Origin of the sequence: Streptomyces aureus, assembly GCF_001418135.1 — a bacterium.
GTDB lineage: Bacteria > Actinomycetota > Actinomycetes > Streptomycetales > Streptomycetaceae > Streptomyces > Streptomyces aureus_A.
The window spans coordinates 15,194-30,888 of record NZ_LIPQ01000311.1 but is presented as its reverse complement, the minus strand read 5'-3'; the positions used below and the strand labels follow the sequence as shown (position 1 = coordinate 30,888).

At 69.8% G+C, this 15,695-nt stretch carries 12 protein-coding genes; 9 read left to right on the top strand and 3 right to left on the bottom strand.

Features of this window, described 5'->3' with window-relative positions:
* Both AOK00_RS24905 and AOK00_RS24900 read right to left on the bottom strand, forming a co-directional pair.
* Nucleotides 1-1,603: flavin-containing monooxygenase (locus AOK00_RS24905; RefSeq protein WP_055602510.1), on the bottom strand; the 1,603-nt coding region annotated here is incomplete at its 3' end.
* Between the two features lie 199 nt (nucleotides 1,604-1,802).
* Nucleotides 1,803-2,774, bottom strand: a complete 972-nt coding sequence (locus tag AOK00_RS24900; RefSeq protein WP_055602509.1) for an alpha/beta hydrolase — start codon at nucleotides 2,772-2,774, stop codon at nucleotides 1,803-1,805.
* A 158-nt stretch (nucleotides 2,775-2,932) separates the two neighbouring features.
* On the opposite strand from AOK00_RS24900, the gene AOK00_RS24895 reads away from it, so the two are divergent.
* The 3 genes from AOK00_RS24895 to AOK00_RS24885 are packed head-to-tail and all read left to right on the top strand — an operon-like array spanning nucleotide 2,933 to nucleotide 5,728.
* Nucleotides 2,933-3,595: a hypothetical protein gene (locus AOK00_RS24895; RefSeq protein ID WP_030545655.1), complete on the top strand. Its 663-nt coding sequence runs from the start codon at nucleotides 2,933-2,935 to the stop codon at nucleotides 3,593-3,595.
* Entirely contained in the window at nucleotides 3,588-4,958 is a 1,371-nt protein-coding gene (locus AOK00_RS24890; RefSeq protein WP_055602508.1) for a glutamine synthetase family protein, read from the top strand. The genes AOK00_RS24895 and AOK00_RS24890 overlap by 8 nt, the downstream gene beginning before the upstream one ends.
* A complete protein-coding gene (locus AOK00_RS24885) occupies nucleotides 4,955-5,728 on the top strand; it encodes a gamma-glutamyl-gamma-aminobutyrate hydrolase family protein (protein ID WP_055602507.1) in 774 nt (257 codons plus the stop codon). The genes AOK00_RS24890 and AOK00_RS24885 overlap by 4 nt, the downstream gene beginning before the upstream one ends.
* 69 nt (nucleotides 5,729-5,797) lie before the next feature.
* Here the strand turns inward: AOK00_RS24885 and AOK00_RS24880 are convergent, their stop codons facing one another.
* Nucleotides 5,798-6,391, bottom strand: coding sequence for a TetR/AcrR family transcriptional regulator (locus tag AOK00_RS24880; RefSeq protein WP_079042178.1), 594 nt, complete (start codon nucleotides 6,389-6,391; stop codon nucleotides 5,798-5,800).
* A gap of 353 nt (nucleotides 6,392-6,744) precedes the next feature.
* Between AOK00_RS24880 and AOK00_RS24875 the strand changes: the two genes are divergently transcribed.
* From AOK00_RS24875 to AOK00_RS24850, 6 genes are all read left to right on the top strand, one after another.
* The gene (locus AOK00_RS24875; protein WP_030545659.1) at nucleotides 6,745-7,443 is read left to right on the top strand and encodes a hypothetical protein; all 699 of its coding nucleotides are present in this window, start codon (nucleotides 6,745-6,747) and stop codon (nucleotides 7,441-7,443) included.
* A 93-nt stretch (nucleotides 7,444-7,536) separates the two neighbouring features.
* Nucleotides 7,537-9,909 carry an AMP-binding protein gene (locus AOK00_RS24870; protein WP_242002527.1) on the top strand — a complete coding sequence of 791 codons (2,373 nt, stop codon included), beginning with the start codon at nucleotides 7,537-7,539 and terminating at the stop codon, nucleotides 9,907-9,909.
* Between the two features lie 54 nt (nucleotides 9,910-9,963).
* Complete coding sequence (locus AOK00_RS24865; protein ID WP_055602504.1) at nucleotides 9,964-11,061, top strand: Zn-dependent alcohol dehydrogenase; 1,098 nt, start codon at nucleotides 9,964-9,966, stop codon at nucleotides 11,059-11,061.
* A 27-nt stretch (nucleotides 11,062-11,088) separates the two neighbouring features.
* Nucleotides 11,089-12,552 carry an aldehyde dehydrogenase family protein gene (locus AOK00_RS24860; protein ID WP_055602503.1) on the top strand — a complete coding sequence of 488 codons (1,464 nt, stop codon included), beginning with the start codon at nucleotides 11,089-11,091 and terminating at the stop codon, nucleotides 12,550-12,552.
* Nucleotides 12,553-12,680: 128 nt separating this feature from the next.
* Nucleotides 12,681-14,228, top strand: coding sequence for a long-chain-fatty-acid--CoA ligase (locus AOK00_RS24855; RefSeq protein WP_030545663.1), 1,548 nt, complete (start codon nucleotides 12,681-12,683; stop codon nucleotides 14,226-14,228).
* Nucleotides 14,229-14,312: 84 nt separating this feature from the next.
* A complete protein-coding gene (locus tag AOK00_RS24850) occupies nucleotides 14,313-15,656 on the top strand; it encodes an NAD(P)/FAD-dependent oxidoreductase (protein WP_030545665.1) in 1,344 nt (447 codons plus the stop codon).
* Nucleotides 15,657-15,695 lie beyond the last annotated feature (39 nt).

Genomic DNA, 15,695 nt, shown 5'->3' with positions numbered 1-15,695 from the left:
CGATGCCCGGGTAGCCGCGCTTGGCGAGTTCGGTACACATGCGGCGGTACTTGCCGACCCCGCCCACGTAGCCGAGGAAGGTCGTCGGCTTGCCGGTCACGTTCGAGCCCCGGTACCAGGAGTCGGTGGTGGCGTAGAGGGTCTGGGCGACCGTCTCCTCGGTGATCTTCACCCAGTCGGTCTGGGCTTCGGCCGTCGGCTCGATGACCTCGGCGCCGTCGGCCTTCGCGTGGCCGATCAGATCGGTGATCCAGTCCACGGCCTGCTCGATCGTGACGACGACGTTGCTCGCGAGCGCGGGGCTCTGCGGTCCCGCGATCATGAAGAAGTTGGGGAATCCGGCGGTCATGATGCCCAGGTAGGTCCGGACTCCGTCGCTCCACGCGTCCTGCAGTCCGCCGGTCTCCGGGGTGGAGACGCCGAGCGCGTACAGCGGGCCGGTGAAGGCGTCGAATCCGATCGCCAGGACGATGGCGTCGACCTCGTGGGAGCCGGCGCGCGTGACGATGCTGTCGCTCGTCATGGTTTCGATGGGTTCGTCACGAAGGGAGACCACCGAGACGTTGGGGCGGTTGAAGGTCTCGTAGTAGTCGGTGCCGAAGCAGCTGCGCTTGGCGCCGAGGGGGTGGAAGCGGGGTTCGAGGACCGCGGCGGTCTTCGGGTCGTGAACGATCCGGCGGATCTTCTCGCGTACGAACTCGGCCGCGGTCTCGTTGGCCCTCGCGTCGGTCAGGAGGTCGGAGAACTCGCCGCCGACGCCGTTGAACCCGCTGCGCTGGTAGGCCCGTTCGTAGCGCTCGCGCCGTTCCTCGTCGGAGACGTCGAATGCGGCGGCGTCCGGGATGCGGTCGGGGATGCCGCCGAGCGAGTGGCGGCACTCCTCGCGGATCGCCGCGTAGTGGCTCTTGATCTCGTCGACGTACTCCGCCGACAGCGGGGTGTTCCGGGCGGGGAAAACGTAGTTGGGGGTGCGCTGGAACACGGTGAGGTGCTCGGCCACCTCGGCGATGAGCGGAATGCACTGGACGGCGGACGACCCGGTGCCGATCACGGCGACGCGCTTGCCCGCCAGATCGCTCAGCGGAATGTTCCACCGGCTCGTCGAGACCGTGGTCCCGGTGAAGTTCTCCAGGCCCGGCACGTCGAAGTCCTTGGGCGCCGAAAGGCCGCCCGAGGCGGCGAGCAGGTGGCGGCCCCGCCGGGTCTCGCCGGAGTCGAGGGTCACCTCCCAGAGTCGTTCATCCGGGAGCCAGGTCGCGGACGTCACCCGGGTGCCGAAGGTGAAGTGCCGGCGCAGGTCGAAGCGGTCCGCGACGTGCTGGATGTAGCTCAGGATCTCGGCCTGGGGAGCGAAGCGCTCGCTCCACGTCCACTCTTGCAGGAGCTCCTGGCTGAACGAGTAGGAGTAGTAGACGCTCTCGACGTCGCAGCGTGCGCCGGGGTACGTGTTCCAGTACCAGGTGCCGCCGACATCGGGCGCGGCTTCGAATCCGGCGAAGGTCCAGCCCTTCTCGGCGGCCTTGTACGCCGCGTACAGGCCGGAGAACCCCGCGCCGACGCAGAGGAGGTCGACGACGGGGGCGATGGAGGGAGTCTCGGTCATGCGTGTGCCTTCGGTTAGTCGAAATGCGGCTGGCATCCGGCCGTCAGGGCTTCGCCCCGGGCGGGGGTCCACAACCCCTCGATGCGTCGACATGCATGTGTCGGTCATCCGACTTAGTCGTATGACCATGTGAATCTAGACACGAGCCCGCTCGCCGTCAATAGTCGAATGGAGATCGAGTTCCTGCCCGCTGCACGCGTCAGGCGTCGGCGACGCCTCGCAGGTGGCGCGCCACCTGCGCAACTGCCTCGTCCGTCTTGGTGAACACGCCCACTTCGGTGAAGAAGCCGTGGAACACGCCCGCATAGCGGGTCAGGGTCACCTCGACGCCGTCGCGCCGCAGCCTTTCGGCGTACGCCTCGGCGTCATCGCGCAGCGGATCGACCTCGGCAGTGAGGACGAGCGCCGGGGGGAGGTCCCGCAACGACGCGGCGCGCATCGGGGCCGCGTAGTGGTCGACCTCCCCGGTGCAATCCGGGCCGATGTACTGCTCCCAACACCAGCGGGCATCCTTACTGGTCAGCAAGGGTGCGTCGGCGAACTCCATCCAGGACGGGCTGGCGAACGTGTCGTCGACGGCGGGGTAGACCAGCACCTGCGACACGGGCCGGGCGAGTCCGAGATCGCGGAGCTTGAGGCACAGCGCGGCGGCGAGACCGCCGCCCGCCGAATCACCCCCCACGGCAATCGTGTCCGGATCGAGGCCGAGGCCCGGGGCCGACCGCCGCAGCCAGGCGAACGCGTCGAAGCAGTCGTCCAGCGCCGCGGGATAGGGATTCTCCGGTGCGAGTCGGTACTCCAGTGAGAACACCGCCCAGCCCGATCGGGCGGCGATCGCGCGGCAGACCTCGTCCACCCCGTCGAGGGTTCCCAGGACGAAGCCGCCACCATGCAGATAGACCAGCGTCGGCCGTGGGCCGGCGCCCGGCGGCGGACCGTCCGGGTGGTACAGGCGTGCACCGATCCCGCCGGAACGGGTGGCAACGATCAGGGATTCGACCTGGTCGAGAGGGGTGAGCGGCCGTTCGGGCGGGGGTGTCGCCAGGGTTTTCCGCGCCACTTCGGCGCCCAGTTCACGTACGGGTTTCCTGAGGGTCTCGGCGATGAATCGCGCCACCGACCGCGCATCGGGGTCCAGCCGCTCCCAGTACGGGGGCTTCGCTTCATTCACTGTGTGGCCTCTCCGAAGTCATTGACAGGTCGCGACCTGTACCCCACCATCCTAGTCACCTGATCTAGTCAATTGACCATGACGATCACGGTCCATCCGAGATCCGAAGCAGCCGATGCACGGCGCACGTGATCTCCCGAAGTCGAAAGGACCGACGGATGACCGAAACCACGACGGCTCCCGCGGCGCCCGGCGCACCAGCGGCAACCGAGGTCGACGTAAGGATCGAGGACGACGCGACTCCCCTCGTCCGGCTGATCGGCCGCACCCTGCGCGATTCCGCTCGTGCGGGGCACGCCCACCTGGTGCTGCGGAGGCCGGCCGGCACCGTGGCGATCCGGTCCCATGACACGCCTCAGGCTGCGACGATCACCTTCGGCGACGGCGTCTCGGTCTCCAGCGGAGTCCTCGTCGAACCCGATGCCACGATCACCGTCGATCTGAACGCCCGGTTCGCCCCCGTCGCCGCCCCGTCGGGTGACGCCGAGCTCGCCGCGGACGCGCTGCTCGCGCTGTCGCCCCCGGTGCCGGACTGGCAGACGGCGGCCGCGCACTTCTGGAGTGCCGCGCGCTCCGTGCCGGGCATTCCGGACGTGCTCATCGCGGTCACCGAGGGCCCCGACGGCCTGGAACAGCTCGTACTCGGCGAGGGCGCGACGCACTACCTGATCGCCGGAGCCCCCGAGGCGCTCGCCGGAGTGTTCTCCGGAGCCGACGACCTGCTCGCCGTGCTCTCCACGGGTGCGCTCGGCATCCAAGGCACCATGTCCCAGCTGTCGGTCATGGTCGGCGCTTCCTGGAAGGTTCGTTTCGATGTCTGAACTCACCATGCCCGCCAACGGCGTCGACCGCGGCGAGGAGGCCGTTCGAGCCGTTCGGCTGGAGGCGACGAACCACGAGGGATCGTTCCTCGGCAAGACGCTGACCCCGAAGAAGTTCGCCTCCGGCATGGACTCGGGTTTCGCCTTCGCCGATCTCCTCTTCGGGCTCGACCTCGGCAACGCGCCGGTCCTCGGGTTCGCCTTCCCCGACTGGCGCGGACACCTGAACGACGTCTACTTCCGTCCCGACATGTCGACGCTGGTCGAGTGGGAGCCCGGGCGCCAGGCCGTGATCGGCGACTACTGGCTGAAGGACGGCAGGCCGGTTCCGATCTGTCCGCGCAACCTGACGAAGAAGATGACCTCGCGACTCGCCTCGCTCGGCTTCACCGCGACGGTCGCCGTCGAGATCGAGGCGACCGTCTTCGAGGAGTCCATCCACGAGGCGCGTGCCCGCGGATACCGCGACCTGACACCGCTCGGCGGGAGCGCGGGCACGGCCTATCACCTGGCGAAGTCCAAGGACTGGACCGGTTACATGAACGCCGTCGCCGATCGGCTCTCCGCGGTGGGCATCGAGTGGGAGGCCTGGAGCGACGAGGACGCCGCCGGCCAGATCGAGATCAACCTGGCGCCCGGCGACCCGCTCGCGGTCTGTGACGCCTGGGCACGGACTCGCCAGATCATGCGCGAGGTCGCGTTCGACCTCGGCCGCACGGTCACCTTCATGGCCAAGCCCACCGCGGGCTACGGGCAGGCCTCGCACATCAACCTGTCCCTCCAGCACAACGGCGTCAACGCGTTCTACGCGGAGGAGGGGCCGTCGGAGACGATGCGCCATGCCGTCGGCGGTCTGCTCGCGACGATCGAGGGCAACACCTCGATCGTGCTCCCGCAGATCACCTCGTACCGACGCCTGGTGGACCTCAGCGGCCCGCCGGTCACCGTCAGCTGGGGCATCAGCAACAAGACCACCGCGATCCGGGCGGTGTGCGGACACCCGTCGTACTCCCGTCTGGAGTACCGGGTCCCCGGCGCCGACGCCAACCTGTACCTCGCGCTCGCCGGTGTGCTGGCCGGTGTGATCGCGGGTCTGGAACGCGAGATCGAACCGCCGGAGCCGGTCGCGGAGATGGCCTGGTGCATGCCGCCCGGGGAGATCACCCGGCTGCCGGACACCATCACGCAGGCCGCCGCCGCCCTCGAAGCGGACCCGATCCTGCGCGACCTCCTCGGCTCCGAGTTCGTCGACTACTGGATCGGTTCGCGCCGGTGGGAGTGGATGCAGTTCCACACCGCGGGCGGCGATCCGTCCGCCGACCTCTCCGCGTGGGAGTCCGCCCGCTACTTCGAGCTGCCGTGAGCGCCGTGGGAGAGGGGTCGGCCGCGGTACGGCCGTTGATCGGCATCACCGGCCGGCGGATCCGGCTGGACCTCATCAAGGGAGCGGACCGGCGGTACGGCGATCGCTGCGCCGACAGCTACATGGCCGACTACGCGATCCGGATCGCGCGGGCCGGCGGTCTCCCCGTGCACCTCTCGTACGAGACGGACGCGGAGGCGGTCTGCCACTGGCTGGCCGGCGTGGTCATCACCGGAGGGCAGGACATGCACCCGGCGTGCTGGGGAGGAGACACCTCCGTGGTCCGTGACGTCGACCCCCGTGCGGACCCGATGGTCCACGACGCCGACCGGGACGCGTACGAGCTGGCGCTCGTGCGCGCCGCGCTCGACCGCGGGATTCCGGTGCTCGCCGTGTGCCGGGGCATGCAGGTCCTCAACGTCGCGCTCGGCGGCACGCTCGTCGCCGACCTTCCTCCCGGTGAGGTGCGGCACCTGTCGCAGGAGGCCGCGCTCACCGACGGCACGGACGATCACCTCGTGACCTTCGAGGCCGGCTCGATCGTGGCAGGACTCTTCGGAGCGCGGGCCGTCACCAACTCGTGGCACCACCAGGCCGTCGACCGCTGCGGCACGGGGCTCCTCGTCACGGGCCGGACGGCCGACGGAGTGGTCGAGGCGGTGGAGCTTCCGGACGCACCGGTGCTGGGAGTCCAGTGGCACCCCGAATGGATGGAGAGCGACGATCCGACGATGACGTGGGTCGTCGAGGAAGCTCTCAAACGCCTGTGAGAAGCCGGCCCGAGTGCGCGCCGACGGATGACGCACTCGGGTCCGAGCGGGGCACGGCGCGGACAGCGCTCAGGCGAGCTTCACGGCCAGCCACGCGTCGAACACGTCGACGACGGTCTGCGCCTGCTGCGCGGCCCGGGAACGGTCGCCGTACGTCAACCAGTTCACGACGAACCCATCGGAAAGGGTACCGATGACATAGCCGATCTCGTCGATCGTCTCGGGCGGGACGTTCTGTCCGGCGGCCGCTCTCGCGAGGATCGATCGCACCACGTTGAACGCCTCGTTGTAGACGGTCACCGCCGGATGCTCTTCCTGGCGCTGCGCCCAGCTGATCAGCTCGAAGCTCGCGGACGCGAATTCCGGGTCGGACTCGAGATACCAGTCGAGGACGCCCCGGAGCATCGCACGCGCGGTCACGACCAGGTCGCCGTGCACGTCGTTCTCGATCAGAACCTCGCGGTACCGCTCCGTCAGCCTCTCGAAGACGGCCGTGAACAGCAGCTCCTTGGTCTGGAAGCAGTAGTGAAGGGTCGCAAGCGGAGCGTTCGCCTGTTCGGCGATCCGGCGGGTCGTGGCACCGTCGACGCCGCGGCTCGCGATCACCCGGATGGCGGCGTTCACCAGCTCATCCCGCCGCTCGGCCGCTGGTACGCGTGCCACATCTACCCCCTGGTGAAGTTGGACGATTGATCAAGTCAGCGTCCAGGTTACCAGGCGGTAAGTCCATATCGACCCGCGTGCCGACCCCTCCGCAAAATAGTTGGTCATATGACTTGATCGTACGACCGCAATGAAGAAGCATGGCTCCCACCCCTCGCGAAGACCCCGTGTGGCCATCAGCCCACACGACGAGGGCTCGCCGGCAGCCATCTGCGCCCGGCGAGCGGCGGCGGACCGCTCGCTGCGTTCTGACTCGTTCGAATCGCCCGGCTCGGGCCCCGTGGGGCGACACCCCGACTCGCAGCCTTCGGCGGAGATCCGGATACCGAAGAGACCTCAAGGAACCGAGGAAAATGGCACTCAGAGAACTGCTTTTCCTGCTCGCCGACGTCTGGATGATCGCCGTCGGATTCACCTTCGGGTGGAAGTTCATCCGGAACTACGGGAACTATCTTCTCGGCCTCGAATGGATCATCGTCGCCACCTCCGGGTCGAACTTCTTCGTCTACGCGGCCGTGGGGGCCACCGAGGAAAGCCCGATGTACACCCTGGCCTTCTTCTTCGATCAGTTCTCACGGTCGGTCGGCATCACGCTGATTCTCGTCCTGGGCCTGATGCGCGTGACGCACCGGTACAAGCCGTCCGTGGGGACGGACGTCGGGGTGTTCGCGTTCGCCACCGCGGTCGGCCTCGCTCTGCTGCTCTTCGGCGAGCGGCTCGGTACGGGGGTCGCGATCTTCCTGATCGCCGTCAACGTCCTGACCACCCTGTTCCTGATCTATTTCTCGAAGCGCCTCTGGGCGATCGGCGCGAAGGGGTGGGCCGTCGGCGCGGGGCTGGCGACCGCCGCCGGCTGCGTCATCGCGTGGACGTACGACTTCGTCCACATTCCGGGCGACGACGAGGCGCACACCCTCTTCTACATCGGCGCGCTGAGCACCTGGGGCTTCCAGATGTTCACGTACTACTTCGCCTACCGCGCCCTGCACCGCCACAACGAGTCGGTCGGTGCCGAACCGGACCTGCGCGAGCCGAGCCGAGCCGACGCCTGACCATCCGCGTTCAAGGCGGCGAAACGACGGACGACGTCCCATGCAGAGAAAGCAGCCGTGGTCGTGAAAGAAACACCTCAGCGGGAGGAAGACGTGACTTCTCGCCGTCCTCAGCCGGCCGTCAGGCCCGAGCGGATGGGAGAGGCCCCGCCCACCGCGACGCTGACCGAATTGCTGGCGGAGCGGACGCGGCGATCACCTGACCGTGAGTTCCTCCGTTTCGAAGACGCGTCGTGGACCTTCGCGGAGATCGACGCCTGGACCTCCAGGCTGGCGCATCGGCTGATCGAGGTCGACGGCGTCCAGCCGGGTGATCGTGTCGCGATCATGCTCCCGAACGTCGTGCAGTGGCCGGTCGTGTGGCTCTCCGCACTGAAGGCCGGTGCTGTGGCGGTACCGGTCAACTCCTCGTACAAGCGGGCGGATCTCACCTTTCTCCTGCGGGACTCGGGAGCCCGGGTCGTGTTCACCGACCACGAGCGGGTGGGCCTCGTGAAGGAGGTCGTCGACGTCGAGGCCGACTTGACGGACCTCCGCGTCGTCGACGTCGCCGACGACGGGTCCGCGGCCTTCCCGGCGACCGCTCCGGCGCTGCGCCCCACCGCCGAGACCCTGGCGAACCTGCAGTACACGTCCGGCACCACCGGTTTCCCCAAGGCGTGCATGCTCACCCACGACTACTGGGTGCGGCTGGGCTGGACCTGCGCGGCGGGGACCGGCCTCGGGCCTGACGATGTCCTGCTCACCGCCCAGCCGTTCTCCTACATGGATCCGCAGTGGAACACCGCGCTCGCCTTGACGGTCGGGGCCCCGCTGGTCGTCCTGCCGCGCTTCTCCGCGTCGGGCTTCTTCGCCGATGTCCGCCGCCATCGAGCGACGTTCTTCTACGTCCTCGGATCCATGCCGACGCTGCTCTTCAAGCAACCGCCGGGCCCCGACGACCTGGACAACCAGCTGCGTCTGGTGCTCTGTTCGGGCATCCCGACCGGGATCCACGCCCAGCTGGAGGAACGCTGGGGCGCGCCCTGGCGGGAGATCTACGGCATGACCGAGTCCGGCGTCGACCTGTTCGGTCCCGTCGGGGACACGAGCTGCGTCGGGAGCGGGAACCTCGGGATTCCGGTGCCGACGAAGCGGGTCCGTGTGGTCGATCCGCAGGGGGGCGATCTCCCCGACGGCGAGCCCGGAGAGCTGATCGTCTCGGGTAAGCCGATGATGCGCGGCTACTGGAACCGGCCGGAGGACACCGCCAGGGTGCTGCGGGACGGCTGGCTGCACACCGGCGACGTCGTCGTCCGCCGGCCGGACGGCGGCATCCGGCTGGTCGGCCGGATCAAGGACATGGTGCGCCGGGGCGGCGAGAACATCGCGTGCGCCGAGGTCGAGGCCGCCCTCGAACGTGACGGGGAGGTCACGGCCGCCGCCGTCGTCGCCGAACCCGACGAGATCTTCGGGGAAGAAGTCAAGGCATTCGTCCAGTTGTCCGCCGGGGTGGCGGCGGACCGTACGACCGCCGCGCGGATCGTCGACCGGGCGGGCCGGCAGCTCGCCCGCTTCAAGGTCCCGCGCTACGTCGAGTTCGTCACCGGCTTCCCGCGGACGCCCTCCGAGCGCGTGTCCAAACCAGCGCTCAAGGCCCGCGCCGCGGCGGAGCCCGGCATCACCTTCGACCTGGGCGGCCGGCGCGGGACCGGCGGCGGGCCCGCCGCGCCCACGGACTCCCTCGGCATCGACGTCGTCCGAGGCGTGGCGGTCCTGACCCTGCGCCGTCCGGAGAAGCTGAACGCCCTGGACGTCGCCACGCGGCTGCGGCTGGCGAGCGCAGTCCGGGAAGCGGGCACCGGCGAGAACGTGCGCGGGGTCGTCCTGACCGGCGAGGGCCGGGCCTTCTCCGCGGGCGAGGACCTCCGGTCCGTGCCCACCTCGTACGCGGAGCTCCGTACGGCCTTCGAGAGCTTCCACGACATCACCCGGGCCATCGTCCAGACGCGGGTACCCGTCATCGCGGCGGTGAACGGCCTGGCGGTGGGCGGCGCCTCGGAGATCACCCTCTGCTGCGACTCCCGGATCGGAACTCCGGCGACGGAGTACTACCAGCCGGAGAACGGCCGCGGCATCACGATCTCGAACGCGTCGAGCCTGCTGCTGCCCCGGATCGTCCGGAACCACGCGATGCGCACGGTCCTCGGCTCGCCGCGGATCGGAGCCGAGGAGGCCCTGCGGATCGGCCTCCTGGACGAGATCGTCGCGCCCGACGAACTGCTCGACCGCGCCGTCGACCTGGTCGTCGAGTGGACACCGGAGAACAACACGACGGCGCTCCACCTCGCGCTCCTGCGGCCGCGGCTCGACGAGATCGAGCAGGCCTTCGCCCGGGAGGACGACGCCGCCCGGAAGACCTGGGAGAGCGGGGTGTTCAGCGCCGGCATCGAGGGCTTCTGGACCGCCAAGGACGCTCGGGAATAGCTGCGCCACAGGGGCCGGAACGGCCCTTCCCTGAAGAACGACAGAGGAGACGACGTGATCGAGACAGAGGCCGCGGTACTCACTGCGGTGAACGAACCGCTTGAGCTGACCACGATCCAGGTGGACGACCCCGAGCCCGACGAGGTGCGCGTCGCGGTCACGCATGTGGGCCTGTGCCACAGCGACCTGCACTACATGACCGGCACGGTGCCGACCGGCCTGCCCGTGGTGGTGGGGCACGAGGTGGCGGGGGTGGTGGAGGCGATCGGCTCGGCCGTGACCGCACTGCGCGTCGGCGACCGCGTGGTCGGGGCGTTGACGCCGTCGTGCGGCCTGTGCGCCAACTGCGAGGCCGGCCGGTCGACCCAGTGTCAGCGTGTGGCGGAGGTCCGGCGTCGCCCGCGCCCCGCGTTCCGGCTGACGGACGGCGGACCGGTCGAGCGGCTCGGCGACGTCGGCGCCTTCTCGCGCCACACGCTCATGCGGGAGAACGCGCTGGTGCGGCTGGACGAGGCCGTGCCGCTTCACGTCGGGTGCCTCCTGGCGTGCTGTGTCATCACCGGCGTCGGCGCCGTCTTCCGCGGTGCCCGGGTGCGTCCGGGAAGCACGGTCGCGGTGATCGGCTGCGGTGGTGTCGGGTCGGCCGTCATCCAGGGAGCCAGGCTGTCGGGGGCATCGGCGGTCGTCGCGATCGACCTGGACGAGGCACGACTGGAGGCCGCGCGCGGCTATGGGGCGACCCATGTCGTCAACGGCGGCGTCCAGGATGTTGCCGCCGAGGTGCGGAGCCTGCTGGGCGACGGTGTCGACTACTCCTTCGAGGCCGTCGGCTCGGCGCGCACCGCGGCCACGGCACTCGCGGTGCTGCGGCCGACCGGCACCGCGTGCCTGGTGGGCATCGCCCCGGAGGGCACCGAACTCACGCTGCCCGCGTCGGACTTCTTCTTCGGCGAGAAGCGCCTCATCGGCTCGTACATGGGCTCGGGTCAGGTGCGCCAGGACATCACCCAGCTCGCGCGCCTGTACCAGCAGGGGCGGCTGCTGCTCGACGAGATGGTCACGCAGGTGATCCCGTTCGGCGAGATCAACGAGGGCTTCAAGGCGATGCGGAGCGGTGACGTGACGCGGATCGTCCTCGACCTCCAGGCCTGACCGACCACGGATGCAGAGGTGAATCACATGACGAGTGGCGAGACGACGATCCCCCAGCCGGTGAACTACATCGCGGACGCCTGGAGCGACTGCGAGACGGTCCCGGGCGAGTGGAACGTCGACCCGAACACCCGGGAACCGGTGCACCGCACGGTCACGACGGGACCCGGCGACATCGAACGGGCTCTGAAGCACGCCGAGCGGGTGTACAGCGTCGGCCGCTGGGACGACGAGGCCCGCCAGGAGCGCGCGGACACCCTCGAACGCGTGGCCGCGCTCGTCGAGGCCCGAGTCGAGGACATCGCGCGCACCGACTCCCTGACCAGCGGCGTGCCGATCGGCGTCACCCGGAAGGTGGCGGCGTTCCTGCCCGCGAGGATCCGGGCGACGGCGGCTGATCTGCGGAGCATTCCCCGGGTGAGGGCCCTGGCGGCGGGTGGCCGTGACGTCCGCCTGTACAAGGTTCCGTGGGGACCGGCCGCGATCCTCACGCCGTGGAACGGACCGAGCTTCATCCCGGCGGCGAAGGTCGTCAGCGCCGTCGCGGCCGGCTGCCCGGTGATCCTCAAGCCGTCGGAGCACGCTCCGGGCAGCGCGCAGATCGTCGTCGAGTGCTTCGTCGAGGCCGGGCTGCCCGCCGGTGCCCTGCAGCTCGTGCACGGCCGCGGCGAGGTGGGCGCCGCGCTGACCGGTGACCCGCGCGTCAAGGTCGTGTCGTTCACCGGGGGTCCGGCGGCCGGTCGCGCGATCGCCCGGGCCGGTGCGGAGGACTTCAAGGTCCTCCAGCTGGAGCTCGGCGGCAACAACCCCGTGCTCGTCCTCGACGACGCCGACGTCGAGGTCGCCGCCGACGGGATCTTCGAGGGCATGACCAAGCTGAACGGCCAGTGGTGCGAGGGACCGGGCAAGGTCCTCGCGCCCAGGCGCCTGGTGGGGCCGCTGGTCGAAGCGCTGGCCGAGCGCATCTCCAAGGTCGTGGTCGGTCATTCGCTCGACGAGGGCGCCGAGCTCGGCCCGATCTCGAACGCGCCGCACTTCGCGACCCTGCAGAGCCGGATCGAGGGACTGCGTGCCCTGGGGGCCACCGTCCACCAGCCGGCCCGGCTGCCCGAGCTCGACGGCTTCTTCCTCTCACCGGCCGTCGCCGCCGGGGCCGACCCGGCGAAGGCCACCGCGGAGTTGTTCGGCCCCCTCGTCTCCGTGCACGCCGTCGACTCCGACGAGGAGGCGCTGCGCGTCGCGAACGCCCACCCCTCGGGACTCGACGCCTACGTCTTCGGCGGCGACACCGAACGCGCCATCGACGTCGGCTCGCGGGTCCTGGCCGGCGAGGTGCGGATCAACGGCGCGAAGATCGCCGATCTCGGCGACGATTCCGCGCAGAGCTTCTGGGGGCCGTCCGGCATCGGCGGTCACGGCCCGGCCGAGTCGGTGCGTGTGTTCTGCGGAGACCGGGTCGTCGGTGTGGACGCACCGGACCTTCCGCTGTGAAACGCCCGTGAAACGAGCCGCTGCCATGGACCGAACACGGGTGAAGGACGCAGCGGCTGAAGGCTGACGTCTCCGGACCCAGCCGTCGAGATCACCCGACGCACACCCAGAGCCGCTGGAGAACCCTCATGCTCAACCTCTCGATCCTCCTCGAAGACTCCGCCCGCACGTTCCCGGACCGGGACGCGCTCGTGCTCGGCCCGCACCGGCTGTCGTACCGACAGGTGGACGAGGCGGCGAACCAGGTCGCCAACCTGCTGGTGTCCCGGGGCATCCGGCCCGGCGACAAGGTCGCCCTCAGCTGCCCCAACCTCCCCGCCTTCCCCATCGTCTACTACGGCGTGCTCAAGGCGGGGGCGGTCGTGGTACCGCTCAACGTCCTGCTCAAGGGCCGCGAGATCGCCTACCACCTGGCCGACGCGGACGTCTCGGCGTACTTCTGCTTCGAGGGGGCCCCTGAGCTGGCCATGGCCGCGGAGGGCCATGCCGGATACCAGGAGGCCGGAACGGTCGAGCACTTCTTCGTCATCACCGCCGACCCGGAGGCTCCCTGCCCGATCGCCGGCGCCGAGACGCTCGGCCGGGCTCTCGCCGGCATGAGCACCGCGTTCGCTCCGGTGGTCACCGAGCCGAACGACACCGCGGTGATCCTGTACACCTCGGGGACGACGGGGCGGCCCAAGGGAGCCGAACTCTCCCACGCGAACATCATGATGAACGTGCTGGCCGACAACCGGCTGTTCCGCAACGAGCCCGCCACCGACAGCCACGTGGTGTGCCTCCCCCTCTTCCACACCTTCGGCGCGACGGTGCAGATGCACGCCGGGTTCTCGGTCGCCGCGACCTTGTACCTCGTGCCGCGCTTCGCCGCGCGTGAGGTGGTCGAGCTGATGAGCCGCGAGACCATCACGTTCTTCGCGGGTGTTCCGACCATGTGGTGGGGGCTGCTCGACGCCCTCACCGAGGACATCGACGTCCACCGCATCGCCGGGAACCTGCGGATCGGGATCTCCGGCGGCGCGGCCCTGCCGGTCGAGATCCTCAACCAGGTCGAGCAGCGCCTCGGCATCACCGTGCTCGAAGGGTACGGGCTGTCCGAGACGTCGCCCGTGGCCACGTTCAGCGATCCCCGGCTCGCACCCCGGCCGGGCTCGATCGGCGTCCCGATCTGGGGCGTGGAGCTGAAGCTGATCCGGCCGGACTGGACGGAGGTCACCCGGGCCGGGGAGGTCGGCGAGATCGCGATCAGAGGTCACAACGTCATGAAGGGCTACTACAACCGCCCGGAGGAGACGGCCGAGGTGATCCGCGACGGCTGGTTCCGCACCGGAGACCTCGCGCGGCGCGACGAGGACGGCTTCTACTCCATCGTCGACCGCGCGAAGGACCTCATCATCCGCGGGGGTTACAACGTCTACCCCCGCGAGATCGAGGAGGTGCTGCTCACCCATCCCGCGGTGAGTCTGGCGGCGGTGGTCGGTGTCCCGCACGACAGCCACGGCGAAGAGATCAAGGCTTTCGTGATCCCGGCGAAGGACGCTGTCGTCACCGCCGACGAGCTCGTCGCCTGGAGCAGGGAGCAGATGGCCTCCTACAAGTACCCCCGCGTCGTCGAACTCGTGTCGAGCCTGCCGATGACCTCCACCGGCAAGATCCTCAAGCGCCGGCTCGTCTGAAGCTCCCACGAACCCCGGACCACCCGAGGCGGTCCCACCCCTCAGCCGCCGTCGTAACCGTCACCGCCCAGGAGGAGCAGCGAGATGAAGACGGACCACGTCGAATACACCACCTTCACCGGGTGGATCGACCCTCCTGGCGGCGTCCGGCCCGCCCTGGCCGACGACGTCACCTGCGAGGTCGCGGTCATCGGCGGCGGCCTGGCGGGCATGTCGACCGCCCTGCGACTGGCCGAACGCGGCCGGGACGTGGTGCTGCTGGAGGCCGAGTTCTGCGGGCACGGCTCCGCCTCGCGCAACGCCGGGCAGGTGGCGGGCGCCCCGGGGGGCGACATCCAGCTCCTGAGCATGCTCCACCGCAAGACGTTTCCCGGCATCGTCCGGTTCGCGGAGAACTCCGCTCACTTCCTGGAGCGGCTGATCGAGCGGCTGGCCATCGACTGCGACTACGAGGCCACGGGCAACGTCTGCGCCGCCGTGTCCCGTGGACAGATGGGCCGCGTGCGCCGCGTGACGAAGCTCCTGCGCAAGGCCGGCGCGGACGTCGAGCTCGGTACGAGCGCAGAGCTCGGCATCCCGCGCGGATTCCTCGGCGGCATGCGCGAGTCCGTCGGCGGAATGATGAATCCGGGCAAGTTCAGCCTCGGCATCCGCCGTGCCGTCCTCGCGTCCGGCGCCCGGGTCTTCGAGCGGACGCGGGTCTCCGAGGTCCGTCCGACCGGCGATCACGTGGTGATCAACACGCCTGGGGGCGAGGTGCGAGCGCGGCGGGCCGTGCTCGCGACGAACGCCTTCGGCGGCGACCTGGCCATCACCCCGAAGCGGCTCTCCGTGCCGATCTGGGTCAGCGAGGTGGAGACCGAGCCGATCGACCCCGACCGCCTGGCCGCACTGGGATGGACCAGCCGGTCGGGTGTGGTGACCCAGCACAACATCATGGAGAACTACCGGCTGACCTCGCGCGACACCATCGTGTTCGGGGTCCGCCGGCTCCAGCGGGGCAGGACCTGTCCCCTCCCTCCGAGGAAGCCGGACGAGGCCGTCGTCGCCGAACTCGCGCGCGCCTTCGAAAGGCGCTTCCCCGCACTCGCCGACGTCGCGGCCGCCCGGGCCTGGGGCGGATGGATCGCGATCACCCCGTCCTGGCTCCCGGTCGCCGGCACGACCCGCGACGGCGTCTACTACTCGGTCGCCTGCAACGGCCACGGCCTCGCCCAGGCCCCCTACGTCGGCTCCCTCATCGCGGACCTGATCGTGGACGGCCGGCAGCACGAGGACCTGAAGACGCTCTGGGCGAAGAAGCCCGACTTCCCCCGCCCGCTGATGATGGGCGCCGTGGGACTGCGGACCATCTGGACGGTCGACCGCTTCAACGACCTGATCAACGGGAGCCGACGGAACGCCCGGCGCGGCGCCGCTCCGAGCTGAGGCATGGGTGACCGCGAACCGTCCGTCGTCTCCGACGCC